Below are 24,323 nucleotides of genomic sequence, written 5' to 3'. Positions count from 1 at the left end.
CCGGGCAGTGCGGAACGCCCATCGTCGGCGAACGCGGCGGGTTCTACCGTCCCTGCCAACGATTCTTCGGAGCACGGCTGGGAAGGAACCCTCCCGACATGCGAAAACTCGCACTGGACGCGCTCGATCAGCTGACGCTGGGCGCGACCCTGCTCGGCACCGGCGGCGGCGGTGACCCGTTCATCGCCAAGCTCATGGTCGAGCAAGCGATCAACGACCACGGGCCCATCGACATCGTCGGCCTCGACGAACTTTCCGCCGCCGCACAGCTGGCGACCGTGGCGGTCGTCGGCGCGCCGACGGTCATCGTCGAAAAAATCCCCTCCGGCAGCGAGTTCGCCGACGCGGTGCGCGCCCTCGTCTCTTATCTGGGACGCGACATCGACGCGATCATGCCGGTCGAAGTCGGCGGCATGAACACCTTGATCCCGCTGGCCGTCGCCGCCGAGCTCGGCGTGCCCTGCGTGGACGCCGACGGCATGCGCCGCGCTTTCCCGCAGATCGAGATGACCACGTTCACTCTCGCCGGTCTGTCCGCTTCCCCGATGAGCCTCGCCGACGAGAAGGGCAACCGGATCGCGTTCGAGACCGTCTCGAACCAAGTCGGCGAGAAACTGGTCCGCGGCTCGGCCATGATGCTCGGCCTCGCGAACGCGCTGGCCGCCTATCCGATGACGGTCGCCGAAGCCCGCGACGCGGCCGTGTGGGGTTCGATGCGCTACTGCAGCGAGATAGGCGGTCTGCTGCGCGCGGTGCAGCGCCGGGAAGAAGGGAGCTGGGACCGGTTCCTCGACTTCGCCGACGGCCGGATCGTCTTCGACGGCAAGATCATCGACCTCGACCGGCGGACCACGACCGGCTTCGCGCGCGGCACGGTCGTCGTCGAGGATTTCGCCGGCCCGGGCCGGACGCTCCGGATCGAAATCCAGAACGAGCTGCTGCTCGCGATCGAGAACGGCCGTCCGGTCGTCACGCCGCCGGACCTGATCTGCATGCTCGACTTCGAAACGGCGGAGCCGATCACCACCGAGAGCCTCGCCTACGGCCAGCGAGTGCGCGTCCTCGGCCTGCCCTGCGCTGACGGCTGGAAGCGCGACGGGATGCTCGACGTCGTCGGTCCCGCCGCGTTCGGCTACGACGTCGACTACGTCCCCCTGAAAGGGTGAACCGTCCCATGAGCCTCAAAATCGGTATCGACGTCGGCGGCACCAACACCGACGCGGTCGTCGTGGACAGCACCGGCCAGGTCGTCGCCGCCACCAAGTCGGCCACCACCCCCGATCCCTTCGACGGGATCCGCGCCTCGCTCTCGAAGGCGGTCGCCGGGGTCGACCGGGACCGGATCACCCAGGCGATGCTCGGCACCACCCATCCCGCCAACGCGATCATCCAGCGGCGCGGCCTCCAGCGGGTCGGGGTGATCCGGCTGGCGGCGCCGGCCTCGCGCGGCGTCCGTCCCGGCGTCTCGTGGCCCGCGGACCTGCTCGAAACGATCATGGGCCCGGCCGAGATCGTCGGCGGCGGCAGCGAGTTCGACGGCTCCGAGATCGCCCCGCTCGACGAGGACGCGATACGCCGGTTCGCGGCGCGCTGCGCGGGGACGGTCGCCGCCGCAGCCGTGTCCGCGCCTTTCTCCCCTGCGAACCACGCCCACGAACTGCGCGCCGCGGAGATCATCGCCGAGGAGCTCGGACCGGACTTCCCCGTGTCGCTGAGCCACCAGGTCGGTGCTCTCGGCCTTCTCGAGCGGGAGAACGCCACTGTCCTGAATTCCGCGCTCCTTGGCGTGGCACGGAACGTCGTCAACGGTTTCCAGACCGCGCTGGCGGAGAACGGGCTGAGCATCGATTCGTTCCTGACACAGAACGACGGCACTCTCATGACCGCCGAGGAGACCGCCCGTTTCCCCGTTCTGACACTCGGGTCCGGACCCACGAACTCGATGCGGGGCGCCTGCTCGCTCGCCGGCCTCTCCGACGCCCTCGTCGTCGACGTCGGCGGCACCTCGGCCGACATCGGCATCCTCGTCGACGGCTTCCCCCGCGAGTCGACCGCGGCGATCGAGGTCGGCGGCGTGCGCACCAACTTCCGCATGCCGGACTTGATCTCGATCGGCCTCGGCGGCGGCACCGTGGTGCGAGGCACCGGACGAGACGTGGCCGTCGGGCCCGATTCCGTCGGCTATCGCGTCGTGTCCGAGGCGCTGGTGCGCGGAGGTTCCACCCTCACCCTCTCCGACATCTCGACGCGGGCGGGCCGGCTGACCGGATTCGGCGACCCGGCCTCGGTCGCGTCCCTGTCCTCCGACACCGTCGACGCCGCCCTGGCGTGGGTGGACGAGCAGATCCGGATCATCGCCGACCGCATGAAAGCCAGCCGGCACGAACTGCCGCTGATCGCCGTCGGCGGCGGCTCCCACCTCGTGCCGGACAAGGTTCCGGGGGTCACCGAGGTGGTCCGGCCCGGCCACCACGCCGTGGCCAACGCCTACGGCGCCGCCATCGCGGACGCCTCGGGCACCGTCGACCGGGTGTTCCGCTACGAGGACAAGGGCCGCGAAGCGTGCCTGGCCGAAGCCCGGGAACTCGCCGTCAACGCGGCCATCCGCTCGGGCGCCGACCCGGAGGCCGTCCGCATCACCTCCGTCCACGAGGTGCCGCTGTCCTACGTTCCCGGCCAAGCGTGCCGGGTCCAGGTCAAGGCGGCGGGGCCGCTCAAGTCATGAAGGGACCGATCTTGGACGCGACCGCGATCTGGCTCGCTTACAACAGCGCCGAGAACGCCGGAGATTTCGAGGGCATGGGCGCGCTGGTCTCCGCCGACCTCGAGGTGGCCGTCAACGGGCACCCCGCGCTCGGATCCGCACACGACGACCTCGAGGCGATGCACGGTCTCCGCGCCGTGTACCCGGATTACCGCAGGCAGGTCGACGAGACCCTCGCCTTCGGCGACCGGGTGGTGGTCCGCTGGCGGATGTCCGGTGCCTCCGACCGGCCGGACGTCCCCGATCTCGACGTAGCCGGCTGCTCGGTCGTGACCGTCGCGAACGGGGTGCTCAGCTCCGCGTACCTCTACTACGACGGAGCAGCGCTCGATGCCGTGCTCGAAGCCGCCGCGAAGGAGCGTTCATGAGCTACCGGGTGGCGGACTGCCACAACGACCTGCTGATGGCGGTACGCCATCTGCGCGAACGGGGACACGAAGACCCCTTCGGCGACTACTGGCTGCCTCAGCTTCGCCAGGGCGGCGTGAGCCTCCAGGTGCTCCCGGTGGCGACAGAGGAACAGTTCGTAGGCGAGGGCGCGCTGCGCCGGTGCCTGCTCATGATCGAAGAAGCCCGGCACCTCGCCGAGGTCCATCGCGATGCCGTCGCGCTCGTGTCGACCCGCGCCGAAATCGCCGCGACGATCGCGTCCGGGAAGATCGCGCTCCTCCTGGCGATCGAGGGGGCCGAGCCGCTCGGCCACTCGCTCGAACTCGTGAACGTGATGCGGCGCGAAGGCGTGCGGATGTGCTCGCTGGCGTGGAACCGGCGCACGATGATGGCGGACGGCGTCGGCGAGCGCGACACCGGCGGCCGCCTCACCCGGCTGGGCGTCGACGCGGTGCGGCGCATGGAGGACGTCGGGATCATCGTCGACGTTTCCCACTTGTCCGAAGCCGGTTTCTTCCACCTCGCCGAGGTGGCGCGCAAACCCTTCATCGCGTCGCACTCCTCCTGCCGCGCGCTGGCCGATCATCCGCGGAACCTCACCGACGGCCAGATCGAGGCGCTCGGCGCGGCGGGCGGATTCCTGGCCGTCAACGCGTTCGGTCCCTTCCTGACCGACGAAGTCCCCACTCTGGACCGGTTCCTGGACCACGTGGAGCACGCCGTCGGCCTCCTCGGACCGGACCGCGTAGGACTCGGCACCGACTTCATCGACGACGTCGCCGAGGTGGTCGACCCGGTTTTCACCGGCCTGCTCGTCGACTGGACGCAGATTCCCAAGACCGCGGGACTGCGGCGCCCGGCCGATTTCGCCACGCTCGCCGAGGCCGCCGAGAAGCGCTTCGGCACGGACCTGGCGCGGCGGATCCTCGGCGCCAATCTCACGGAGTTCATCTGCTCGATGCTGGACGGCGACCGCACCCGAGCGACGACACCGCACCGTCCGGGAGCAAGCACGTGACCCGGAAAATCCTCTGGCTCAACCCCGTGATGAACAGCGCCTACGACGCCCCCATCGGCGACAGCCTGCGCGCCGAGGCGCGGGAGGACACCCGCGTGGACGTGGCGTCGCTCAACGGGACCGGGCCCGTCCACCTCGAATACAACGCGTACGAACTGACGGTGGCACAGCCCTCGCTCCGGACCGTGCTCTGGGCCGAGCAGCAGGGCTACGACGCCATGGTCATCGGATGCTTCTACGACCCGTTCGTGCGCGCCGCGAAAGAGGTGACCAGCCGGATGCCGGTCACCGCACCGGCCGAGGCCTGCATCCGGACCGCCCAGTCGGTCGGCGAACGGTTCTCCGTGCTCGTGGGGCGCGCGAAGTGGATTCCCGAGATGGAGGAGAACGTCCACCGTTACGGTGCGGAGCGTTCGCTCGCTTCCTTCCGCGAACTCGGCATGGGCGTCAACGACTTCCAGACCGACCCGGCGTTCACCGGGCGCCGCATCCTCGAGGAGGCGCGCGCCGCCGTCGAACAGGACCGGGCCGACGCCGTCATCCTCGGCTGCACCATCGAGTTCGGGTTCTACCGCAGGCTGCAGGCGGAACTGGGCGTGCCCGTCATCGACGCCACCGTCGCCCCGCTCCGTTACGCGGAGTTCCTTGCCGACGCCGCGGCGCGGCAGGGCTGGACGGTGTCCGGGCGGTTGGGGTACCAGAGCCCGGGAGCGGACGAATACGCGCGGTTTCTGAGCCCGGAGGAGCCGAACCTCGCCAAGGACCCGCGATGAGCCGCGCCGAGGCGGTCTATTTCACCGAATTCGGGGGCCCCGAGGTGCTGCGTGTCGGACCGTGGCCGGAGCAGCCGCTGGGCGAGCACGACGTGCGGATCAGGGTCTCGGCGTTCGCACTCAACCGCGCGGATCTCATGTACCTGGCCGGGGAGCACTACACGATCCCGGTCTTCCCGTCGCGGATAGGTTCCGAGGCCTGCGGAGTGGTCGCCGAGACCGGCTCCGGGGTCACCGCGTTCGCTCCCGGCGACCGGGTCACCGCCATCCCGTTTTTCACGCGGAACGGCGTGCAGGGCGCGACCGCGGTCGTGCCGGACGATTACGTCACCGCCGTGCCCGGCGAGCTCGACGACCATGAGGCGACGGCGATCTGGATGCAGTACCTGACGCCGTACTTCGCGTTCAAAGAGGTCTGCGATCTCGGCGAGGGCGACGCGGTCCTGATCACGGCCGCGTCCAGCTCCGCCGGGCTGGGCGCGCTGCAGCTGTGCCGGGAACTCGGCGTGGCCGCGGTCGCGACCACCCGGTCGCCGGCGAAGGCGGAGATCCTCCGGGAATCGGGCGCGACCGCGGTCGTCGTCGGCGACGCGGGGCTGGCAAGGGCGATCTCCCGTGCCAGCGAAGGAAAAGGCCTGCGGGCCGCGTTCGACCCGCTCGGCGGCGACTCGCTCGCGCGCTACGTCGACCATCTCGCACCGGGCGCGACCGTCTTCGGGTACGGCACGCTGACCGACCGGCAGCCAGTCGTCCCGGCGGCGGCCATGTGCCGGGCGCGTGCGGTGTTCCATCCGTACTCGATGTTCAACCACGTGAGCGATCCCGGCCAGCGGGCCCGCGGAACGGCCCTCGTCGGCGAAGCCATCCGGTCCGGCCGCCTCCGGCCTCGCGTCGACCGGGTCTTCGATTTCGGCCACGTGACGGACGCGTATCGCTACCTGCGATCCGGTAGCCAGGCGGGAAAGATCGTCGTCACGGCGCCCTGACTTCTTCCGGGGAAGCGAGCGGCACATCCACCGAATTCCGCCTGAACAGGTCACTTCGTTTCGCCGCGCATGAGCGTTCCCCGCTTTCGACGAATTTTCAAGGAGAGACAGTGAGCGATACCGGTGACCTGCCCGCGCGCATCGGCTCCGGCAGCGTCGCGCGCGACGACTACGCCTTGGGCAAGGTGCCGCCCACTTGGCGCTACCGCACGTCCGAGATCGTGCTTTCGCTGACGGGCGGCGCCACGGCGGCCATCTTCCTTTCGCTGCCCGCGGGACTGGCGGCGTCCTTCGGCATCGCGAACGTGCTCGTCGCGATCCTCTATGCGGTCTTGGTGCAGACCTTGCTCAACGTGCTGTTCGTCAAGACCGCCTCGCGCACCGGACTGGGCTCCGCGCTGATGTCGCGCGGCCTGGCCCTCGGCTTCGACGGCGCCGCCTGGACCACTCTGCTCTACTGGGTGAGCTGGCTGACCTACTTCGCCACCGAAGGCCAGATCCTCTCCAGTGCCTTGGCCGCGCAGACGGGCATCCCGGTGAAGGTCTCGTACCTGTTGGTGGGTCTGGTGTTCCTGCCGCTGGTGCTCTATGGGTTGCAGTTCGTCGCCAAATTCCAGAAATGGACGCTCTACGCCTACGTCGTCGGGCTGGCGGCGCTGCTGATCATCGTGCTGTCCGGAGCGGATCTGCCGGCGACTCGCGAATTCATCACCGCGCACGTGGGCAGCGTGGGCGGAATCGGGCTGCTCGGCGCGGTCGCGTCGTACAACGGACTGGTCGGCAACGTGGCGTTCGGGCACGCCGACATGGGACGGCTGCTCGCGAACGAGCAGAGCCTCGCCCGCGGCGGCCGCCGCGGCGCACTGTGGGTCGCGCTGCTGCCGTACGCCTTCGGCGCCTACGTCATCGCCGGCGCGATCGGCCTGCTCCTGTGGGCGGCCTCGGGCGGCGACGCCAACCCGGGCCAGTACATGGTCGCCATCATGGGCGTCGGCGGCTTCCTGCTCATCGTGATCACTCAGCTGCGGATCAACCTGCTCAACGCCTACAGCGGCTCGCTCTCGCTGGCGAACTTCTTCTCCCGGCTGCGTTTCACGCCGGGACGGTCGGTCTGGGCGGTCGTCATGGTCGTGCTCGGCACCCTGGCGATGTACCTCAACGTCCTGGACCACCTCGGCACCGTCCTCGCCGTCGAGGGAGTGCTGCTGGCCGCCTGGATCGGCGTCAGCATCGCCGACCTGCTGCTGGTCCGGGGCCGGGGCGGGCACGGGCCGGACAACGGCCGCTTCATCGAATACCGCCGCGCCATGCTGCGCCACTGGAACTGGTCCGGGGTGATCCCGCTGTTCGCCGCGACTGTCGTCGGCTCCTTCCTGGCGGTGGGCGGTCTGCTCGGGCATCTGGGCGGACAGGTCACGCTCTACCTGTCCAACTGGGTCAGCTTCCTGATCGCCGGCGGCCTGACCTGGTGGCTCGGCACTCGCGCCCGCGGCCGGAACTACGCGATCCGCCCCCGGATCGCCTGGCCGCGCGAGGATCTCGTCGTCGCCTGCCCTCTCGACGGCGAGGTGGTCAGCACCGACGACCTGTTCCCCTGCCCGCACCACCAGCAGTGGATCTGCTCCCAGGACTGCATGCACACCAAGGACTGCGGCGACGCCTGCCGCTCGATGCCGGAGCCGGTCCTGCTGCAGATCGCTCCGCCGCCGCGCACGCCCGGCCTCGATGCGGCCAACGCGCGACTGCGCGGCGAAGCCCGGCAGCCGCAACCCGCACCCGGCAATCCCGAACCCGCATCGGAGTAGGCATGTGTTTCCTGGCAGGAATCAACAGTCCCCGGCGCTGGCTGCTGGCCAGCAACAGCGACAACCCGTACTCCACGACGAATCATCTGCTGGCCGCGAACGGCGAACGCCATTCGTACTTGGCGGTCCGCGTCGTCGTGCCGTCCGCCGACGTGCCCGTGCCGTGGGCCGGAATGCTCACCCGCGGGGTCAACAGCGCCGGACTCGGCTTCACCTACGCCTTCGTGCCGGAGCGGAACCTGGCGGACTACCCCGCGCAGGAATGGCCCGCCAGGATGCTCGCACATGCGTCCACTGTGGACGAAGCGGTGGCCTGCCTGCGCGAGGAAAGCCCGCTGCCGGGCAATTATCTCCTCGCCGACCGCTCGGGCGCCATGGCAGCGGTCGAGGTGGGCGGCGGACGCGTGGCGGTGTGCGGTCCCGCGGCCGACGCCGAAGCGCGGGCCAACGTGTGGCAACGCCTCGCTGGAAACCCGGCTCCTGGCTGGGACGAGGCTACCGCGTCCACGCACCGGTACGGCCGGGGCCGCGAACTGCTCGGCGCGTTGGACGGCGCCACGCCGGAAGCGTTGCGGCAGGTTCTGCGCGATCACCAGGAAGACGGCGGGCCGCCCGGAAAACACGGCCGGTCGTTGTGCAACCACGGCGCCACCGACGGCACGATCTCCAGCGAGATCATCGACCCGGACGGGTTTCTGTGGTTCGGTTTCGGATTTCCGTGCGGGCAGCCGCGAGGGGACGAGCAGGACGGCCGCACGCCGTGGGGACGGCTGGTCCGCTTTTCGCTGCCGGAGGATTCCGCGGCCGGGGACCTCACCACCGCCGACGGCGCGATCACGCCGCTGGGCGTGCGGCTCATGTCCTGACCTCGCCAACGCGCCGGTGCGGTCCGGCCGGACGATCAGCACGGAGCTGAAGTGACGACGACCGGCTTTCGTTCGGCGCGCTCGGGCGCGGTTCCGCGGGCCCGGCTCCCTCGCCCGCCAGCGGAGGGCACCCCTGCTCGCCCAGCCCGCGACGCGCGCTTCCGGCCGGTCGCCGCCGCGGCCCGCCGGAAGCGCGCTGCCTCAGGCGACCGCCTCGGCCAGCTGTGGGTGCCCGGCCGGGCTGCCGAGGTCGAGCCAGCGGGCCAGCCGGTCGGGCGCGAACAGCTCGTCGAGGACCATGAAGGCCGCGCCCACGACGCCGGCGCGGGCCCCGAGGGAGGAGCTGGCGATCCGCAGGTCACGGGTGGCCAGCGGCAGCGACCGGCGGTAGATCGCCTCCCGGATGGCCGCCATCAGCTGATCGCCCGCGCCCGCGCCCGCGACGCCGCCGCCGATCAGCAGCAGCGAGGGGTTGAAGAAGCTGATCAGCATCGCCAGCTGCTCGCCGATCAGCCGGCCGGCGCGCACCAACAGCTCGACGGCCGCGCGGTCGCCCTTTTGCGCCGCCCAAGCCACGTCGGCCGCGTCCACGTGTCCCTGCTGCACAAGCCGTTCCGCCAGCACCGGGCTGCTGCCGTCGCGCGCGGCGGCCGCACCGTCGCGCGCCAGCGCCGCGCCGCTCGCCAGCGCCTCCAGACAGCCGGTGTTCCCGCAGCGGCAGACGACGGAGCTCTCCGACCGCGCCGCGGTGTGGCCGATGTCCCCGGCGCACCCTTGGCTCCCCCGGTGCAACCGGCCGCCGGAGATCAGGCCTGCTCCTATCCCGGTGCCGATCTTCACGTAGAGGTAGTCGCGCACCCCCTGCGCGGCCCCCGTCCGGTACTCGCCCAGCGTCATCGTGTTGACCTCGTTGTCCACCCAGGCCGGCGCGTCGTAGTGCGCCGCGAGGCGTTCGCGCACCGGGTAGCCGTCCCATCCGGGCATGATCGGCGGCGCGCTCGGCCTGCCGGCGGCGAACTCCACCGGACCGGGCAGCCCGACGCCGACTCCCCAGACCGGCGCGCCGCTCGACTCCGCGAGCAGCTCGTCGAGCATCGTCCGGACCCGGGCCAGCACAGGTTCCGGGCCCTGCCCGATGTCCGCGGCCTCCTCGCGGTGGGCGAGCAGGCGGCCGGACAGATCCGTGATCCCGGTGCTGATGCTCGTGGCGCCCAGCTCGGCGGCCAGCACGACCCCCGCCTCCGACCGGAAGCGCAGTTCACGCGGGGCTCGCCCGCCGCTGGACAGCCCCAGTTCGCCGTCCTCGATCAGGCCGGCTCGCATCAGATGGCCGACCCGTTGGGTGATCACCGTGCGGCCGAGGCCCGATCGGCGGCCCAGCTCCGGTCTGGTCCGCGCACTGCCCGAGCGAACGAGGTCGAGCACCGCGACCAGATCGCCGAGCTGGTCCGGGGAAATCCTGAGGTCTGTCACGGGGGACAGATTATCGCGGATCGGCCCTCTTCTGCACGCCCCGGGTTGACTTCTGCACGCCAAAAACATTACTTTGCTCTCCGCCAACAGAAACGACACACCGGGACAGAGGCGTCCAGGAGGTGCCCGTGCCGCTTCACCACCTCACCCGCCGGCAAGCGCTGCGAGCCGCGGGATTGGCCGCAGGGATTGCGGCGGTGTCCGGCTGCGCCGCGCCGCCCGGGCCGGTCGGCGCCCGCGCTGCGGAGCCCCGGCCCGACCGGCTGCGGATGCTGTATGCCACCGCGGAGGGAAATCTCGACGCCGTGCGCACGCAGCTGCCGGCCTTCCGCGAACGCTTCGGGTTCGGCCTCGAGATCGACGGCCAGCCGTACGACGCGCTGCAGCAGCGGACGTTCGCGGAGCTGGCCGTCCGCAGCAGCCACTACGACATCATGATCATGGACACTCCATGGACGCCCGCCCTGACGAGAGTGATCGAGCCGCTCGCCGGCTACCTCCGCCAACCGGCTCTCAACGACCTCGCGCACGTGGACCTCGGCGATTTCATCCCGAAGATCTTCTACGACACAGCCGTCTACCGCGAGGAAACGCCCGCTGCGCACTTTCCCGCCACCGGCGCTCCGGCCACGACGGAAGCGATCAGCGCCGCCGGATTCGACATCTACGGACTGCCCATCCAGGCCAACGGGCTCACCATGGCTTATCGCAAGAGCCTGTTCGACGATCCGGCCGAGCGGAGCGCGTTCGCCGCCCGCACCGGGAGGCCGCTGACCGTACCGTCCACTTGGGACGAATTCCGCACGGTGGCCGCCTTCTTCACCCGCCCGGCCGAGAGGCGCTACGGCACCACGTGGATGGCCGGGGTCGGCGACTGGGCGACTGACGACTTCAAGACGCTCCTGGCCGGTTTCGGCGGCGACGGGCACCTCATCGGGGACGACCTGAGCCTGCGCTTCGCGGAGGAGCCGGGCGAGCGGGCCCTGGCTTTCTACCGAGACATGATCACCGACCGCCCGGTCGTGCCGCCGGGCACCGCGTCGGCGTCCTGGGACGAGACCGCGTCGACCTTCGGCGCCGGGCTCGCCGCGATGTCGATGAACTACCACAGCATGAAGCTCGACACGCCCAGCCTTGGCAAGATCGGGTACGCCCCGGTGCCTCGCGGGCATGCGACGGGACCGCACTTCGGCACGTACATGCTGAGCATCAATCGCAGTTCCGCGCACAAGGCGTGGGCCTACCGCGCGATCGCCTGGCTCACGAGCGCCCCGGTCCAGCTGGAGATGGCGAAGGCGGGCCTGCACCCGACCCGGACGTCGGTGTACGACCGGCTGGTCGGCGACCCCGCGAACCCGGACGCCGAGTTCTACCGGGCGCTGCGGGCCACCCTCTCGGCAGGAGTCGGGCGAGCCCGGCTGACCAACTACACCGAAGTGAGCCAGGCGATCGCGGTGGCGGTCAACACCGCCGCGACCGGACGCGCCGAGCCCCGCGCGGCGCTCGACGAGGCCGTGAAATCGGTCCGCCGCCTGCTCGCCGCCGCCGGATACGAGGTGTCTCGATGACGACCCTCCGCGCTCTTCCGTCCGAGACCACGGCGCCGGCCGCGGACCGCCGCGCATTACGCCGAAACAACCGCGCCGGCTGGCTGTTCATCTCTCCCGCGCTGCTGGTGCTCCTCGCACTGACGGTGGCGCCCACGCTTTACCTGCTGGTGTCCAGCTTCCGCCGCGTCGACCTGTTCGGCGGGGAGAGCGGCTTCGTCGGCTTCGCCAACTTCGGCGCGGTGCTGACCGATCCAGAGATCCTCTCGTCGCTGCTCACGACGCTCGTGTTCGTCGCCGTGGCCGTGTCGGCGGAGATGCTGCTCGGTCTGGGTCTCGCGATCCCGCTCAGCGCGAAGGTGCGCGGTTCGGGCCCGGCCGCCGCGCTCATGCTGCTGCCGTTCGCGGTCGCCCCGGCCGTGTCCGCGCTGCTCTTCCGGCAGCTGGTCAACCCGAACTACGGCTGGGTGAACCACTACCTCGGCGCGCTCGGGATCGTCCCGGCCGACCTGGACTGGCTCGCGCGGCCGGCCACCGCCTGGCTCACCGTACTCGGACTCGACATCTGGCAGTGGACCCCGTTCGTCGCGCTGATCCTCATGGCGGGCCTGCAATCGCTCTCGCCGGAGCCGCTGGAGGCGGCGGCGATCGACGGGGCGTCGGCCTGGCAGGCGTTCCGGCACGTCACGCTGCCCATGCTCACTCCGTTCCTCGGCATCGCGCTCGTGCTGCGGACCATCCAGGCGTTCAAGACCTTCGACTCGTTCCAGGTGCTCACCCGAGGCGGGCCCGGCAACTCCACGGAGATCGTGAACCTCGCCGTCTACCGGGTGGCGCTGCAGAGCTTCCGGATCGGCGCGGCCGCCGCCGTCGGACTCCTGTTGCTGGTGCTGCTGCTCACGCTCACTCCCCTGCTGTTGCGCCTCATCGGCCGCCAGGGCGACGACGAGGAGGCATAGGACGTGGCCGGTCGGAAAGCCAATGCCTGGTCCGGGCAGCTCGTGCTTTGGGCATGGTTGCTCGGGTCGCTGGTGCCCATCGTGTTCATGGTCGTCACCTCGCTCAAACCGCCGAGCGTCGCGACGAGCGTGCCGCCGAGCTGGTCGTTCCGGCCCACTCTGGAGAACTACGCGAAGGTGCTCACCGGCGGCGGGGCAGGACAGGCCTTCGGGCCGTTGGTGCTCAACAGCGTGATCGTCACGGTCGGCGCCACGGTCCTCACCGTCGTACTGGCCGTGCCCGCCGCGTATGCGCTTTCGCTGCGGGAATTCCGGCCCCGGCGGTTCCTGTCGTCGTGGATCCTCTCGACGTACATGTTCCCGCCGATGGTCTCGGTCGTGCCGCTGTTCATCCTCGCCGGAAACCTCGGGCTGTTCGACACCTACCCGATCCTGATCGTGCCGTACGCCGCGATCAACTTGCCGATCGCCGTGTGGATTCTCCGGAGCGCCATTCTGCAAATCCCGTACGCGCTTCAGGAGGCCGCGATGCTGGACGGCCTGAGCCGCTGGGGAATTCTGCGAAGGGTGCTCTGGCCGCTGCTCGTGCCGTCGATCGCCACCGCCGCGATCCTCACCGCGATCCTGTGCTGGAACGAGTTCCTGCTCGCCTTGTCGCTCACCCGCCAGGACGCCAAAACCGCGCCGGTCGGAATCATGGAGTTCACCGGCATGTTCGGCACCGACTGGGGGATGCTCACCGCCGCCTCGACCGTGATCGTCGCACCGATCGTCGTGCTGACCCTCGTCCTGCGCCGCCGGATCGTCTCCGGGCTCACCTTCGGCGCCGTCAAATAGAAGGAGCACCGCCATGAAAGCCGTTCTGCTGCCGGGCGAGCGCGAGGTCCGGGTCGTCGAGCGGGAAGTGCCGCGACCAGGCCCCGGCGAGGTGCTCGTGCGCACCCGGGCCTCGGCGATCTGCCGCAGCGACATGAGCCTGTACACCGGGAACCCCATCGTCGGCGGCGCGTCCGCGGGCCGCGGCCTCGTCGTGCCGGGGCACGAGCCGGCCGGCGACGTGGTCGAGATCGGCCCCGGGGCGACCGGGCTCGCGCCGGGCGACCGGGTCACCGCCTATCTCGCGATCGGCTGCATGCGGTGCGAATACTGCCGGGGCGGCAAGCTGATGCTCTGTCCACAGTGGAAATGCCTCGGATTCGACGTGGACGGCGGGGACGCCGAATACTTCGTCGTCCCCGCGGTGAACTGCTTGCCGCTGCCGGACGAACTCTCCTACTCCGCCGGAGCGCTGCTCACCGACATGGTCGGCACGCAGTACGCCACCCAGAAGTCCATCGACGTCAGCGGCGCGACGACGCTCGCGGTGTTCGGAATGGGGCCGATGGGCGGGGCCGCGGTGCTGGTCGGCAAGGCGCTCGGCGCGACCGTGCTCGCGGTCGACCTGCTCGACGAACGGCTGGCACTGGCGCGAGAACTCGGCGCGGACGCGGTCGTCAACTCCGGTTCGGACGACGCAGCAGCCCGGTTGCGCGAGCTCACCTGCGGCCAGGGACCCGACGCGGTGGTCGAATGCTCGGGCGCGCCGCCCGCGCAGAATTCCGCCTTGGACTGTGTGCGCAAGCTCGGCAGCGTCGCTTTCGTCGGCGAATCGCGGGAGACCACGATCAACCCGAGCGATCAGCTCATCCGAAAACTGCTGCGGGTGACCGGCGGCTGGTACTTCCCCATCGGCCTGTTCGCGGACCTGAGTCGCTTCGCCGTGCGCCACGAATTGCCGATCGAGCGGTTGGTCAGCCACCGCTACCGGCTCGACGACGCGGCCGAGGCGTTCCGCGCGTTCGACCGCCGCCTGACCGACAAAGCTGTGTTCACCTGGGACTGAGAGGCACCGAAACATGCGGTACACCGCAGAAATTCTTCCCTACCACGACTTTCCGCTCGACCTCGCGCTGCGCGAACTCGCCGGGCTGGGATTCCGCGAGGTCAATCTGTGGTCCTCGGCGGCTCCCCTCGCGCACCACGTGAATCCCGGCGACGACGTCGGGGCGATCCGGAAGGCGCTGGACACCTGCGGCATCACCCCGTGCGGACTCACCGCGTACGGCAAGAACCAGCAGGAAATCGCCGAACGCATCGACCTCGCGGCGGAGCTGGGCATCGACACGGTCGTCTTCGACTGCGAGGCGAACTTTTCCGACTTCGTCGGCTCCTTCCTGCCGCCGCTGGTGGAATCCGCTGCCGCCAAGGGCATCCGCATCGCGGTCGAGAACCACCTCACGGTCCCGTTCAGCGCGGATTTCGAGTCCGGCATCGGCGAGGAACAACGGTGGGACGAAGGGGTCGACAGCTTCGCGCAGATCAAGCGGCTGGTCACCGAACTCGACCACCCGAACCTCGGCGTCTGCGTCGCACCGTCGCATCTGTGGGTCATGAAGGAAACGATCAGCGAGGTGCTCGCCTTTCTCGCGGAGCGCAAGAAACTCTTCTATTACTACATCTGGGACATCGACCGCGACTACCGGCGCGGCGTCGACGGGCTCAACTTCGGGCCGGGCGAGCGGCAGCTGCCGCGTCCGGACGGCACCCTCGACCACAGCGTCCCGCTCGCCGCCCTGCGGCGGCTGGGCTACCAGGGCCCGGCGAGCCTGAAATGCCACGGCACCGGCGGCTGGCCCCTGGAGAAAGTGACCTCGCAACTGGCCGCCTCCGACCGGTACGTCCGGGAACGCCTCCGCCGCGCAGGGGCCGGCGAGTAGCCGCGGGCGCAGGTTCAGGTTTCGTCTCGAAGGAGGATGCGATGCGACTCGGCTGCCACACGATCACTTGGGGCGGGGTGACCGGCGACCCGACCGGCGTAACGAGCGTCAAGGACCTGGTTTACCGGGTCCCGGGATCGATGCCGCGCGCGCTGCGGGACATCGCCGCGGCCGGTTACGAAGGCGTAGAACTGTTCGACGGCAACCTCGCCGACTTCGCCGCCGAACCACAGCGCTTGCGGGACCTGCTCGGCGAGAACAGCTTGACGCTCGCGAGTGTCTACACGGGAGCGAACTTCATCTACTCCGAGCTCTTGCCCGACGAGCTGCACCGCGTGCGCCGTGCCGCAGAACTCGCCGCGACCTTCGGAGCCGAGCACCTCGTCGTCGGCGGCGGCGCGCGCCGGGCAAGCGGAACGCGCGACGACGACTACGACCGGCTCGGCGAAGCGCTCGACACCGTCGCCGAGCTGGCCGAGGAAAGGGGGCTGACAGCGTGCTATCACCCGCACCTCACCACGATCGTCGAAAGCCCCGACGAGGTCCGGCGGCTGTTCAGCTGTTCCCGTATCGGGTTCTGCCCCGACACCGCGCACCTCGTCGCGGGCGGCGGCGACCCGGCCCAGCTCATCCGCGAGCACCGCGACCGGGTCCGGCACGTGCACCTCAAAGACGTGCGCGACGGCCGGTTCCTGCCGCTGGGGCAAGGAGAGGTCGATTTCGACGACGTGTTCGCCGCACTGCGCGAGATCGGCTACGACGGATGGCTGTTCGTGGAACTCGACTACTACGACGGCGATCCGGCGGAGGCAGCCCGGATCAGCAAGTCCTATCTGGACGGACGGATCGAGGCGGTGACGACCCGATAATGGCGGATCAGGTGCGCGCCGGAATCATCGGCGCGGGGTTCATCGGCGCGGTGCACGCGCAAGCGGTGCGGGTGGCCGGAGCGACCGTGACGCGGGTCGCGGCGTCCACTCCGGACAGTTCGGCGGCAGCGGCGACACGGCTGGGCGCCACGGCTCCTGCGTCGAGCGCCGAGGAACTCGCCGAGTCCGACGACGTCGACGTGGTGCACATCTGCACCCCCAACTCGCTGCACGTGCCGCTGGCCCGCAGGGCGCTCGACGCGGGCAAGGCGGTCGTCTGCGAGAAACCGCTGGCGACCTCCCTGGCCGACGCGGCGGCCCTCGCCGCGGCGGCAGCCGGCCGGATCGCGACCGTGCCGTTCGTCTACCGGTTCTACCCTGCGGTGCGAGAGGCCCGTGCCCGGGTCGCGGCCGGCCAGGCGGGCGAGCTGAGCCTGCTGCACGGCGCGTATCTGCAGGACTGGCAGGCCGGCGGCGCGAGTGCGGGCTGGCGCGGGGAACCGGACGAGGGCGGGCGCCACCGCGCGTTCGCCGACATCGGGGTGCACTGGTGCGACCTCGTCGAATTCGTCACCGGACACCGGATCGCCCGCGTGTGCGCGCGGACGACCGGCGAAGGCACCGCCACCACCGTTCAGTTCGAGACGACCGGGGGTGCGGCCGGCGCGGTCGTCGTGAGCCAGCGGACGATCGGGCGACGCAACTCGCTGCGGTTCTCGATCGACGGCTCCCGCGCCTCGTACGCCTTCGACCAGGAACACCCCGAGCAGCTGCACATCGGCGGACTCGGCGCGAACACGGTGCTAGACCGCAACGCCGCCGCGATGTCGCCGGCCTCCGCCAGGTACTGCGCACTGCCGCCCGGCCATCCGCAGGGCTACCAGGACTGCTTCAACGCCTTTGTCTCCGACACCTATCAGGCGCTCGGCGGAACCGTCCCCGACGGCCTGCCGACGTTCGCCGACGGCGCCCGGGCCGCCGCACTCACCGACGCCGTCATCACGTCCAGCACATCCTCGACCTGGGTGGAGGTTCCCTCGTCATGAAGCTCGGTTTCCTCACCGCCTGCCTGCCCGGCCGTCCGCTCGCCGAGATCGCGGAATGGGCCGCGGCGCACGGATACGAGGCCCTCGAGGTCGCCGCGTGGCCCGACCTCGGCGACCGGCCGTTCACCGCCACCCATCTCGACGCCGCGAACCTGGACGGGCACGGCGCCGACGAGACTCGCGCGCTGTTCGACCGGCACGGGCTCACCTTGTCGTCGCTGGCGTTCTACGACAACAACCTCCATCCGGACCCGGAGGAACGCAAGGCGGTCAACGAGCACGTGCTCGCGTGCCTCGAGGCAGCCGCAGGACTGGGCTGTCCGACCGTCGGCACTTTCATCGGGCGCCATCCGGGCCGGAGCGTGGCCGAAAACCTCGCCGACGCCGAGCGGGTGTTCGCTCCGCTGGTGGACCGCGCGGGCGAACTGGGCGTCAAGCTCATCGTCGAAAACTGCGTCATGGAAGGCTGGCATCCCGACGGGTATCCGGGGAACCTGGCCTACTCCCCCGAGCTGTGGGAATGGATGTTCTCCCTCGGCCTCTACCTCAATTACGACCCGAGCCACCTGATGTGGATGGGCATCGACCCGGTGGCGGCGTTGCGGCCCTACGTCGACAAGATCCCGCACGCGCAGGCCAAGGACATCCAGTTGTTCCCGGAACGCCGCCACCGCTACGGCTGGCCCGGCAAGGCGATCGGGCGCGCCGACCCGTTCGACGTCGGCTGGTGGCGCTACCGCGTGCCCGGCCTTGGCGAGGTCGACTGGCGAGCTGTCGTCGACACGCTCTACGAAGGCGGTTTCGACGGCGTGCTGTCCGTCGAACACGAAGACCCGGTGTGGGGCGGCACCGAGGACAAGGTCCGCACCGGCCTGGAAGTCGCCCATCGCACGCTCCGCCCCCTGCTCGTCGCCTGAGTCGCCGCTGGAGGAGAAAGCCATGACCGAGCACTACAACGTGGTAGTCGTCGGAGGCGGCACCGCAGGGTGCGTCGTCGCCGCCCGCCTGAGCGAGGACCCGGACCGGACGGTCCTGCTGCTGGAAGCCGGCCCGGACTATCCCGCCGAGGAAGCGATCCCGGACGCGGTGCGCGACGGCCGGTACGTGCCCATGCGCGGGCACGCGCCCGAAGCCGACCCGCGCCACGACTGGGCGTTGACTGTCGAAGGACACGGCGATGCCCCGATCGCCGCGCCGCAGGGCCGGCTGGTCGGCGGCGGTTCGGCCGTCAACGGCATGATCTCGCTGCGCGGCGCGACCGCCGATTTCCGGGAATGGGCCGCGCTGGGCAACCCGCGCTGGGACTGGCCGCACGTCCTGGCCGCCTATCGGGAGCTGGAAGCCGACGCCGCGCCCGGCGACGACATCCATGGCCGCGCCGGGCTGTTTCCGCTCGTGCGGGCCGCCGAGGCGGAGTACGGACCGCTGCAGGCCGCGTTCGTGCGGACCTGCCGGAACCTCGGCATCAAGGACGCGAGCGACTTCAACGCGCCGGACGCGGAGGGAGTCGGGCCGGTGCCGATGAACCGGCGCGGCACGCTGCGGATGTCCACCGCGTTGACCCATCTCGCGCACGCCCGCGGCCGGTCCAATCTGACCGTGCGCGGTGGGGTGCTGGTCCGGCGGATCACCTTCGACGGCACCCGCGCGACCGGTGTCGAGCCGGCCGACGGGCCCCGCATCGGCGCCGACGAAGTGATCCTGTGCGCGGGCGCGATCCAGAGCCCCGCCCTGCTCCAGCGATCCGGCATCGGCCCTCGGGACGTGCTGGCTCGGCTTGGCGTTCCGACGATCGCGGAGCTTCCCGCCGGGCGGCATCTTGGCGACCACTTCTCCGTCCCGCTCGTCGCTCCCCCGAGGGAAGGAGCGTGGTCGCCGGAGGACTTCAGCCTGCAAACGGCCGTCCGCACCTCGACGACCGTCCAGCCCGGATCGCTCGACGCGCAGCTGACCATGTTCGCCTATCTCGACGTCGCCACGACCGGAGAAAATGCGCGCGGTCTGGCGGGCAAGGGGCGCACGGACCTCTCTCACGTCGCCGGAATCGGCTGTGTGCTCAACAAACCGCGCGCGACCGGGACGGTCCAGGCCAGGTCCCTCGACCCCGCCGAACTCCCCCGCGTGCGGCCGAACTATCTCGGCGAGCGGGCGGACCGGGACGCCATGCGCGAGATCGTCCGGCTCGGCTGGCAGGTGATCACCAGCGACCCGCTGGCCGGCCTGCTGCACGAGCCGATGGGGATCGACGCCGCCACGATCGCCGACGACGCCTCGCTCGACGCCACGATCGAAGAGATGGCCGCCTCCGGCTACCACTTCACCGGCACCTGCCGGATGGCTCCGCCCGAACGCGGCGGAGTGGTCGACGAAACCGGTCTCGTGCACGGCTGCGCGGGCCTGCGCGTCGCGGACGCTTCCGTCATCCCGGTCCCGCCCGCCGCCAACACCATGCTGCCCACGGTCATGACGGCGGAACGGCTCGCGGCCGCAGCCCGTGGCACCGCCTTCGGGGAGGCATGATGACCGCCCCATTGGTCGCCCTGAACGGGATCGCGAAACGCTTCGGGGGCGTCACCGCACTGCGCGACCTGACCATGCAGCTGTATCCGGGCGAAGTGCACGCCTTGCTCGGCGAGAACGGCGCGGGCAAGAGCACCCTGGTCAACATCCTGGCGGGCGTGCACCGGCCGGACGCGGGCACCATCGTGCTCGACGGCGCCGAAGTGACCATTCCCCATCCCCGCGCGGCGCGAGCCATGGGCATCTCGGTGGTCCACCAGCATCCCGTGGTGTTCCCGGACCTGACCGTGGCCGAGAACATCATGTTCACCCAGCCCCCGCCGCGACGGCGGACCCGGCTGCTCGACTGGGCCGGGATCGAGCGCAACGCCGCGGAGGCGGTCGCGCGGCTCGGCGCGCATCTCGACCCGCGCACCCCGGTGAACCAGCTGCCCAGTGCCGACCAGCAGTTGCTCGAGATCGCGAAGGCGCTGCTCGGCGAAACCCGGCTGCTCATCCTCGACGAGCCAACCGCTGCGCTGTCCGCCCGCGAAGTCGATCGGCTGATGGCCATCGTGCGGCGGCTGAAGGCGGCCGGCGTGGCGGTGCTGTTCGTCGGCCACCGCCTCAACGAGGTGTTCGACCTCGCCGACCGGGTCACGGTTTCGCGCGACGGCACCACCGTGATCAGCGGGCCCGCGAACGAGTTCACGCCGGAGAGCGCGGTCCGGCACATGGTCGGCCGCGCGGTGGAGAACGTGTTCCCCAAGGCCGAAATCGAACCGGGTGCGGTGAAGCTCGAAGTGCGGGGGCTGACCCGCCGCGACGCCTACCGCGACGTCTCGTTCCAGGTGCGGCGCGGCGAAATCCTGGGGCTCGCGGGACTTGTCGGCGCCGGGCGCACCGAGATCGCGCGCGGGCTGTTCGGGCTCGATCCGGCCGACTCGGGCGAAATCCTCGTCGACGGCGCACCGGCGGCGATCCGTTCGCCCCGCGACGCGATGGCGCGGCGCATCGCCTACGTCCCGGAGGACCGGCACGCCGAAGGCGTCGTGCTGGATCACTCGATCCGGTTCAACCTGCCGCTCGCAGGCCTCGACCGGATACGCCGCTTCGGATTGCTGTCCGCCCGCCGCGAAGCAGAGCTGGCGGCCGGCGCGATCGACCGGTTGCGGATCCGCACCGCCGGACCGGATCAGAAGGTGGCCGCCCTGTCCGGCGGCAACCAGCAGAAGGTCGTCATCGGCAAGTGGCTCGCCACGAACCCGGAGATCCTGATCCTCGACGATCCGACCAAGGGCATCGACGTCGGGGCCAAGGCCGAGGTGCACCAGCTGGTGTCCGAACAGGCGGCCACGGGACTGGCGATCGTCCTGATCAGCAACGAACTCGAGGAGCTGCTCGCGGTGGCCGACCGGATCGTCACCTTCTACCGCGGGCGCCAGGGCCCGGAATTCGTCCGGCGCCCGTTCGACGCCGAGCAGGTGCTGGGTGCGATGACCGGGCAGGTGGACCGTGCACACGTCTGAGCTGACGCCCGCGCCCGCGCCGCCGCTCGCCCGCCGCCGGTCCCGGTTCGCCCAGCGCGAGCTCGGCCTCGCCGGGGTCCTGGTCGCGCTGGTGGCCGGGTTCTCCGTGCTCGCGCCGCGATTCGCCAGCGCCGGGACGCTGAGCCAGGTGCTCGCGGACATGGCCATCGTCGTGATCGTGGCGACCGGACAGGCGCTGGTCCTGTTCACCCGCAACATCGACGTGTCCGTCGGGTCCACGGTCGGGCTGACCGCCTACGCCGCGGCGGCCGTCATCGCCGCCCATCCCGGGCTGCCGCTCGTGGTGCCGATCCTGGTCGCGATGCTGCTCGGCCTCGCGCTCGGGGCGATCAACGGGGCGCTGGTCGCGACGCTCAAGGTGCCGTCGATCATGGTCACTCTCGGCACCCTGTACGTGTTCCGCGGCGCCGACTCGGCGCTGGCCGGCAGCCAGCAGATCACCGCGCAGAACATGCCCTCGTCCTACACGGCGCTCGCGTCGTGGTCGATCGCCGGAATCCCGGGCATGTTCGTCTACGCGGCGGTCATCGCGGTGATCGCGCACCTGGTGGTCCGGCACACACTGACCGGCCGGGCGCTGCTCGCGACCGGCAGCGGGCCGGAATCCGCGGAGCGGATGGGCGTCAGGTCCGGCAAGCTCGTGTTCGGGGCGTACGCGGTGACCGGCCTGCTCTGCGGGATCGCGGGCGTGCTGTGGGGCGCCAGGTACGGCACGGTCGACTCCTCGGCCGCCAATGGCTACGAACTCGTCATCCTCGCCGCGGTCGTGATCGGCGGGGTCAGCATCACCGGCGGCGCCGGTTCCGTCCCCGGAGTCGTCCTCGGCGCCGCGGTGCTCTCCGTGATCGGCATCGGGCTGGCGCTGCTGGACGTGTCCCCGTTCTGGCTGCAGGCGGTCCAGGGCTTCGTGATCATCGTCGCGATCACCCTCGACCTGGTCCTGCGCCGCCGTCTCGCGTCCCGAAGGAGGACCGCATGACCGAGTCCGCCGCCCCGAAGCGCACCGTGCGCCTGCCGTCGTGGCTGGGACCGTGGGAGCTGATGCTCACCGCGCTGGTCGTGCTGGCGTTCGTGCTGGCGTCGGCGACCAATCCCTATTTCGCCACGGCGGACAACTTCGCCATCACCGCGATCGGTGCGCTCGGCCTGTGCCTGATGGTCGTCCCGATGGCGTGGCTCATGACCGCCGGCGAGATCGACCTCTCCGTCGCGTCCGCCTTCGGGCTGTCGGCCGCGATCTTCGGCGTGACCCTGCGCGCCGGGCTGCCAGCCTGGCTCGCGATCGGCGTCGGCATCCTCGCGGGCGCGGTCGCCGGTCTGGTCAACGGCATCCTCGTGGTCGACGTCGGGCTGCCGTCGTTGATCGTCACGATCGGCACGCTCGGTCTTTACCGCGGCTGCGCGTACATCCTGCTGGGCAACGAAGGCGTCAGCGAACTGCCACGCGCTCTCACGTCGTTCGCTCAGGATTCCGTGCCCGGAAGCCTTGTGCCGTACGGGTTCCTCGCGTTCCTCGCGCTGGCCGCGGCGGCTGCCGTGCTCCTCCACCGCGGCGCGATCGGCCGCAAGGTGTTCGCGATCGGCAGCAACCCGGAAGTCGCGCGCTTCTCCGGACTGGCCGTCCGCCGAATAAAACGTTCGCTGTTCGTGTTCTCCGGGACCGTCGCCGCGGTCGCGGGCATCGCCTACAGCGGCTACATCAGCACTGTGCGCGCGACCAACGGGACCGGACTGGAACTGGTCGTGATCGGGATCGTGCTGATCGGCGGGGTCAGCATGTACGGCGGGCGAGGCTCGTTCGCCGACGTCCTGCTCGCGCTGATCCTCGTCACGGTCGTGACCAGCTGGATGACGCTCGACGACGCCGAGACTGCGGTGCAGTACATGGTCACCGGCCTGCTCATGATCGGCGCCGTCGTCGTCCCTGCCCTCGCCGCGCGCATCCGTGCCGCGCGCGACCGCCGAACCGGAGGCCGTTCGTGACCGCCCGCCGCACCGCGCTCACCGCCGTGTTGCTCATGCTGCTGGGCGCTTGCGCCCCGGCCTCGGGCACCGGCCCGGCCGCGCCGAAGTCCATCCGCGACTGCAACCTGACGATGATCCCGAAGTCGACCGACAATCCGTACTTCGCCGCCGTGCACACCGGGATGGCGGACGCGCAGCGCGAGCTGGGCGGCGAACTGTCGTTCGTCGGTCCCGCCGCCGGCGACGTCACCGGCCAGATCCAGCGGATCCAGAGCGGACGGCAGCGTGGCTCGTGCCTGATCGGGCTGTCCGCTGTGGACTCCAGTGCCGTCGCGCCCGCGTTGCGCGCGGCCCGCGACCACGGCGCGAAGATCATGGCGTGGGACGGCGACGTGGCCGCCGGCGCGCGCGGGATCTTCGTGAACATGGCGAGCACCGGCGCGATCGGACGTGCGCAGTTCGACATCCTCGCCGGCGCCCTGCACCGCACCGGTCAATTCGGCATCGTCTCCTCGCAGGCCACCGCCGAGGTCACGAACAAGTGGATCGCGGCGATGCACGCGGAGCTGGCCCGGCCGGAGAACAAGGGCATGAAGCTGGTCAAGACCTCCTACGGCGACGACGACGCGAAAAAGAGCTACGACGCGGCCGTCGCGTTGATCCGGGCGTACCCGGATCTGCGGGGAATCATGGCACCGACCCCGATCGCGCTCGAAGCGAGCGTCAAGGCCGCCGCCGATCTGGGGGCGGCGCACCGGATCGTGGTGACCGGCCTCGGCAACCCGAGCGCCGACGCGCAGCTGCTCCGGAACGGGCAGGTGCCGGCCTACGTCCTGTGGAGCCCGCGCGAACTCGGCTACCTCGCCTACTACGCGGCCGCGGCCTACATCGCCGGAAAGATCACCGGCAGGCAAGGCGAGTCCTTCCCCGCCGGTCATCTCGGCAGCCGCACTGTCGGCGCCGACGGCGAGATCGTGCTGGGCGATCCGATCACGTTCACCAAACACAACGTCGGCGACTACACGCACGACTTCCAAGCCACGGAGTGAAGGGACAC

At 70.5% G+C, this 24,323-nt stretch carries 22 protein-coding genes; 21 read left to right on the top strand and 1 reads right to left on the bottom strand.

Translation table 11 applies throughout. From position 1 onward, the window contains the following. Positions 1-98: 98 nt before the first annotated feature. From L3Q65_RS10160 to L3Q65_RS10125, 8 genes are all read left to right on the top strand, one after another. Positions 99-1,166, top strand: a complete 1,068-nt coding sequence (locus L3Q65_RS10160) for a DUF917 domain-containing protein (RefSeq protein ID WP_237599463.1) — start codon at positions 99-101, stop codon at positions 1,164-1,166. An 8-nt stretch (positions 1,167-1,174) separates the two neighbouring features. After that, the gene (locus tag L3Q65_RS10155) at positions 1,175-2,725 is read left to right on the top strand and encodes a hydantoinase/oxoprolinase family protein (protein WP_237599462.1); all 1,551 of its coding nucleotides are present in this window, start codon (positions 1,175-1,177) and stop codon (positions 2,723-2,725) included. Further along, entirely contained in the window at positions 2,722-3,132 is a 411-nt protein-coding gene (locus L3Q65_RS10150) for a nuclear transport factor 2 family protein (RefSeq protein WP_237599461.1), read from the top strand. Before L3Q65_RS10155 ends, L3Q65_RS10150 begins: the two co-directional genes overlap by 4 nt. After that, positions 3,129-4,172 carry a dipeptidase gene (locus tag L3Q65_RS10145; protein WP_237599460.1) on the top strand — a complete coding sequence of 348 codons (1,044 nt, stop codon included), beginning with the start codon at positions 3,129-3,131 and terminating at the stop codon, positions 4,170-4,172. Before L3Q65_RS10150 ends, L3Q65_RS10145 begins: the two co-directional genes overlap by 4 nt. Then, positions 4,169-4,945 carry an aspartate/glutamate racemase family protein gene (locus L3Q65_RS10140; protein WP_237599459.1) on the top strand — a complete coding sequence of 259 codons (777 nt, stop codon included), beginning with the start codon at positions 4,169-4,171 and terminating at the stop codon, positions 4,943-4,945. The genes L3Q65_RS10145 and L3Q65_RS10140 overlap by 4 nt, the downstream gene beginning before the upstream one ends. Next, positions 4,942-5,931, top strand: coding sequence for a zinc-binding dehydrogenase (locus tag L3Q65_RS10135; protein WP_237599458.1), 990 nt, complete (start codon positions 4,942-4,944; stop codon positions 5,929-5,931). The genes L3Q65_RS10140 and L3Q65_RS10135 overlap by 4 nt, the downstream gene beginning before the upstream one ends. A 110-nt stretch (positions 5,932-6,041) precedes the next feature. Continuing rightward, the gene (locus L3Q65_RS10130) at positions 6,042-7,736 is read left to right on the top strand and encodes a cytosine permease (RefSeq protein WP_237599457.1); all 1,695 of its coding nucleotides are present in this window, start codon (positions 6,042-6,044) and stop codon (positions 7,734-7,736) included. Between the two features lie 2 nt (positions 7,737-7,738). Then, complete coding sequence (locus L3Q65_RS10125; protein WP_237599456.1) at positions 7,739-8,602, top strand: carcinine hydrolase/isopenicillin-N N-acyltransferase family protein; 864 nt, start codon at positions 7,739-7,741, stop codon at positions 8,600-8,602. Positions 8,603-8,803: 201 nt separating this feature from the next. On the opposite strand, the gene L3Q65_RS10120 is transcribed toward L3Q65_RS10125, so the two are convergent. Then, positions 8,804-10,075 carry an ROK family protein gene (locus L3Q65_RS10120; protein ID WP_237599455.1) on the bottom strand — a complete coding sequence of 424 codons (1,272 nt, stop codon included), beginning with the start codon at positions 10,073-10,075 and terminating at the stop codon, positions 8,804-8,806. 128 nt (positions 10,076-10,203) lie between these two features. Here L3Q65_RS10120 and L3Q65_RS10115 point away from each other — a divergent pair, with 128 nt between their 5' ends. Genes L3Q65_RS10115 through L3Q65_RS10055 form a run of 13 tightly spaced genes read left to right on the top strand, consistent with a single transcriptional unit; the run spans position 10,204 to position 24,315 of the window. Next, a complete protein-coding gene (locus tag L3Q65_RS10115) occupies positions 10,204-11,643 on the top strand; it encodes an extracellular solute-binding protein (protein WP_237599454.1) in 1,440 nt (479 codons plus the stop codon). Next, complete coding sequence (locus L3Q65_RS10110) at positions 11,640-12,581, top strand: carbohydrate ABC transporter permease (protein ID WP_237599453.1); 942 nt, start codon at positions 11,640-11,642, stop codon at positions 12,579-12,581. Before L3Q65_RS10115 ends, L3Q65_RS10110 begins: the two co-directional genes overlap by 4 nt. A 3-nt stretch (positions 12,582-12,584) precedes the next feature. Continuing rightward, positions 12,585-13,418: a carbohydrate ABC transporter permease gene (locus tag L3Q65_RS10105; protein ID WP_237599452.1), complete on the top strand. Its 834-nt coding sequence runs from the start codon at positions 12,585-12,587 to the stop codon at positions 13,416-13,418. Between the two features lie 13 nt (positions 13,419-13,431). Further along, positions 13,432-14,463, top strand: coding sequence for an alcohol dehydrogenase catalytic domain-containing protein (locus tag L3Q65_RS10100; protein ID WP_237599451.1), 1,032 nt, complete (start codon positions 13,432-13,434; stop codon positions 14,461-14,463). A 13-nt stretch (positions 14,464-14,476) separates the two neighbouring features. Continuing rightward, complete coding sequence (locus L3Q65_RS10095; RefSeq protein WP_237599450.1) at positions 14,477-15,337, top strand: sugar phosphate isomerase/epimerase; 861 nt, start codon at positions 14,477-14,479, stop codon at positions 15,335-15,337. Positions 15,338-15,378: 41 nt separating this feature from the next. After that, a complete protein-coding gene (locus L3Q65_RS10090; RefSeq protein WP_237599449.1) occupies positions 15,379-16,206 on the top strand; it encodes a sugar phosphate isomerase/epimerase in 828 nt (275 codons plus the stop codon). Next, a complete protein-coding gene (locus tag L3Q65_RS10085) occupies positions 16,206-17,252 on the top strand; it encodes a Gfo/Idh/MocA family protein (protein WP_237599448.1) in 1,047 nt (348 codons plus the stop codon). The genes L3Q65_RS10090 and L3Q65_RS10085 overlap by 1 nt, the downstream gene beginning before the upstream one ends. Next, a complete protein-coding gene (locus L3Q65_RS10080) occupies positions 17,249-18,169 on the top strand; it encodes a sugar phosphate isomerase/epimerase (protein WP_237599447.1) in 921 nt (306 codons plus the stop codon). Before L3Q65_RS10085 ends, L3Q65_RS10080 begins: the two co-directional genes overlap by 4 nt. 22 nt (positions 18,170-18,191) lie before the next feature. Continuing rightward, positions 18,192-19,772, top strand: a complete 1,581-nt coding sequence (locus tag L3Q65_RS10075; protein WP_237599446.1) for a GMC family oxidoreductase — start codon at positions 18,192-18,194, stop codon at positions 19,770-19,772. After that, positions 19,772-21,280: a sugar ABC transporter ATP-binding protein gene (locus tag L3Q65_RS10070; protein WP_237599445.1), complete on the top strand. Its 1,509-nt coding sequence runs from the start codon at positions 19,772-19,774 to the stop codon at positions 21,278-21,280. The genes L3Q65_RS10075 and L3Q65_RS10070 overlap by 1 nt, the downstream gene beginning before the upstream one ends. Further along, complete coding sequence (locus tag L3Q65_RS10065) at positions 21,267-22,280, top strand: ABC transporter permease (protein WP_237599444.1); 1,014 nt, start codon at positions 21,267-21,269, stop codon at positions 22,278-22,280. The genes L3Q65_RS10070 and L3Q65_RS10065 overlap by 14 nt, the downstream gene beginning before the upstream one ends. Continuing rightward, on the top strand, positions 22,277-23,284 hold the full coding sequence (locus L3Q65_RS10060) for an ABC transporter permease (RefSeq protein ID WP_237599443.1): 1,008 nt from the start codon (positions 22,277-22,279) through the stop codon (positions 23,282-23,284). Before L3Q65_RS10065 ends, L3Q65_RS10060 begins: the two co-directional genes overlap by 4 nt. After that, entirely contained in the window at positions 23,281-24,315 is a 1,035-nt protein-coding gene (locus L3Q65_RS10055; protein ID WP_237599442.1) for a substrate-binding domain-containing protein, read from the top strand. The genes L3Q65_RS10060 and L3Q65_RS10055 overlap by 4 nt, the downstream gene beginning before the upstream one ends. Positions 24,316-24,323 lie beyond the last annotated feature (8 nt).

It is taken from the genome of Amycolatopsis sp. FU40 (assembly GCF_021903635.1).
In the GTDB taxonomy this organism is placed as follows: domain Bacteria; phylum Actinomycetota; class Actinomycetes; order Mycobacteriales; family Pseudonocardiaceae; genus Amycolatopsis; species Amycolatopsis dendrobii.
Note: the sequence above shows the minus strand (reverse complement) of the source record. Positions and strands in the feature narration are given on the sequence as shown.

Coding starts and splice junctions, on each gene's coding strand:
- L3Q65_RS10080 (WP_237599447.1), top strand. CDS start 17,249: ATGAAGCTCGGTTTCCTCACCGCCTGCCTGCCCGGCCGTCCGCTCGCC.
- L3Q65_RS10100 (WP_237599451.1), top strand. CDS start 13,432: ATGAAAGCCGTTCTGCTGCCGGGCGAGCGCGAGGTCCGGGTCGTCGAG.
- L3Q65_RS10060 (WP_237599443.1), top strand. CDS start 22,277: ATGACCGAGTCCGCCGCCCCGAAGCGCACCGTGCGCCTGCCGTCGTGG.
- L3Q65_RS10150 (WP_237599461.1), top strand. CDS start 2,722: ATGAAGGGACCGATCTTGGACGCGACCGCGATCTGGCTCGCTTACAAC.
- L3Q65_RS10085 (WP_237599448.1), top strand. CDS start 16,206: ATGGCGGATCAGGTGCGCGCCGGAATCATCGGCGCGGGGTTCATCGGC.
- L3Q65_RS10145 (WP_237599460.1), top strand. CDS start 3,129: ATGAGCTACCGGGTGGCGGACTGCCACAACGACCTGCTGATGGCGGTA.
- L3Q65_RS10090 (WP_237599449.1), top strand. CDS start 15,379: ATGCGACTCGGCTGCCACACGATCACTTGGGGCGGGGTGACCGGCGAC.
- L3Q65_RS10160 (WP_237599463.1), top strand. CDS start 99: ATGCGAAAACTCGCACTGGACGCGCTCGATCAGCTGACGCTGGGCGCG.
- L3Q65_RS10110 (WP_237599453.1), top strand. CDS start 11,640: ATGACGACCCTCCGCGCTCTTCCGTCCGAGACCACGGCGCCGGCCGCG.
- L3Q65_RS10070 (WP_237599445.1), top strand. CDS start 19,772: ATGACCGCCCCATTGGTCGCCCTGAACGGGATCGCGAAACGCTTCGGG.
- L3Q65_RS10155 (WP_237599462.1), top strand. CDS start 1,175: ATGAGCCTCAAAATCGGTATCGACGTCGGCGGCACCAACACCGACGCG.
- L3Q65_RS10135 (WP_237599458.1), top strand. CDS start 4,942: ATGAGCCGCGCCGAGGCGGTCTATTTCACCGAATTCGGGGGCCCCGAG.
- L3Q65_RS10075 (WP_237599446.1), top strand. CDS start 18,192: ATGACCGAGCACTACAACGTGGTAGTCGTCGGAGGCGGCACCGCAGGG.
- L3Q65_RS10125 (WP_237599456.1), top strand. CDS start 7,739: ATGTGTTTCCTGGCAGGAATCAACAGTCCCCGGCGCTGGCTGCTGGCC.
- L3Q65_RS10095 (WP_237599450.1), top strand. CDS start 14,477: ATGCGGTACACCGCAGAAATTCTTCCCTACCACGACTTTCCGCTCGAC.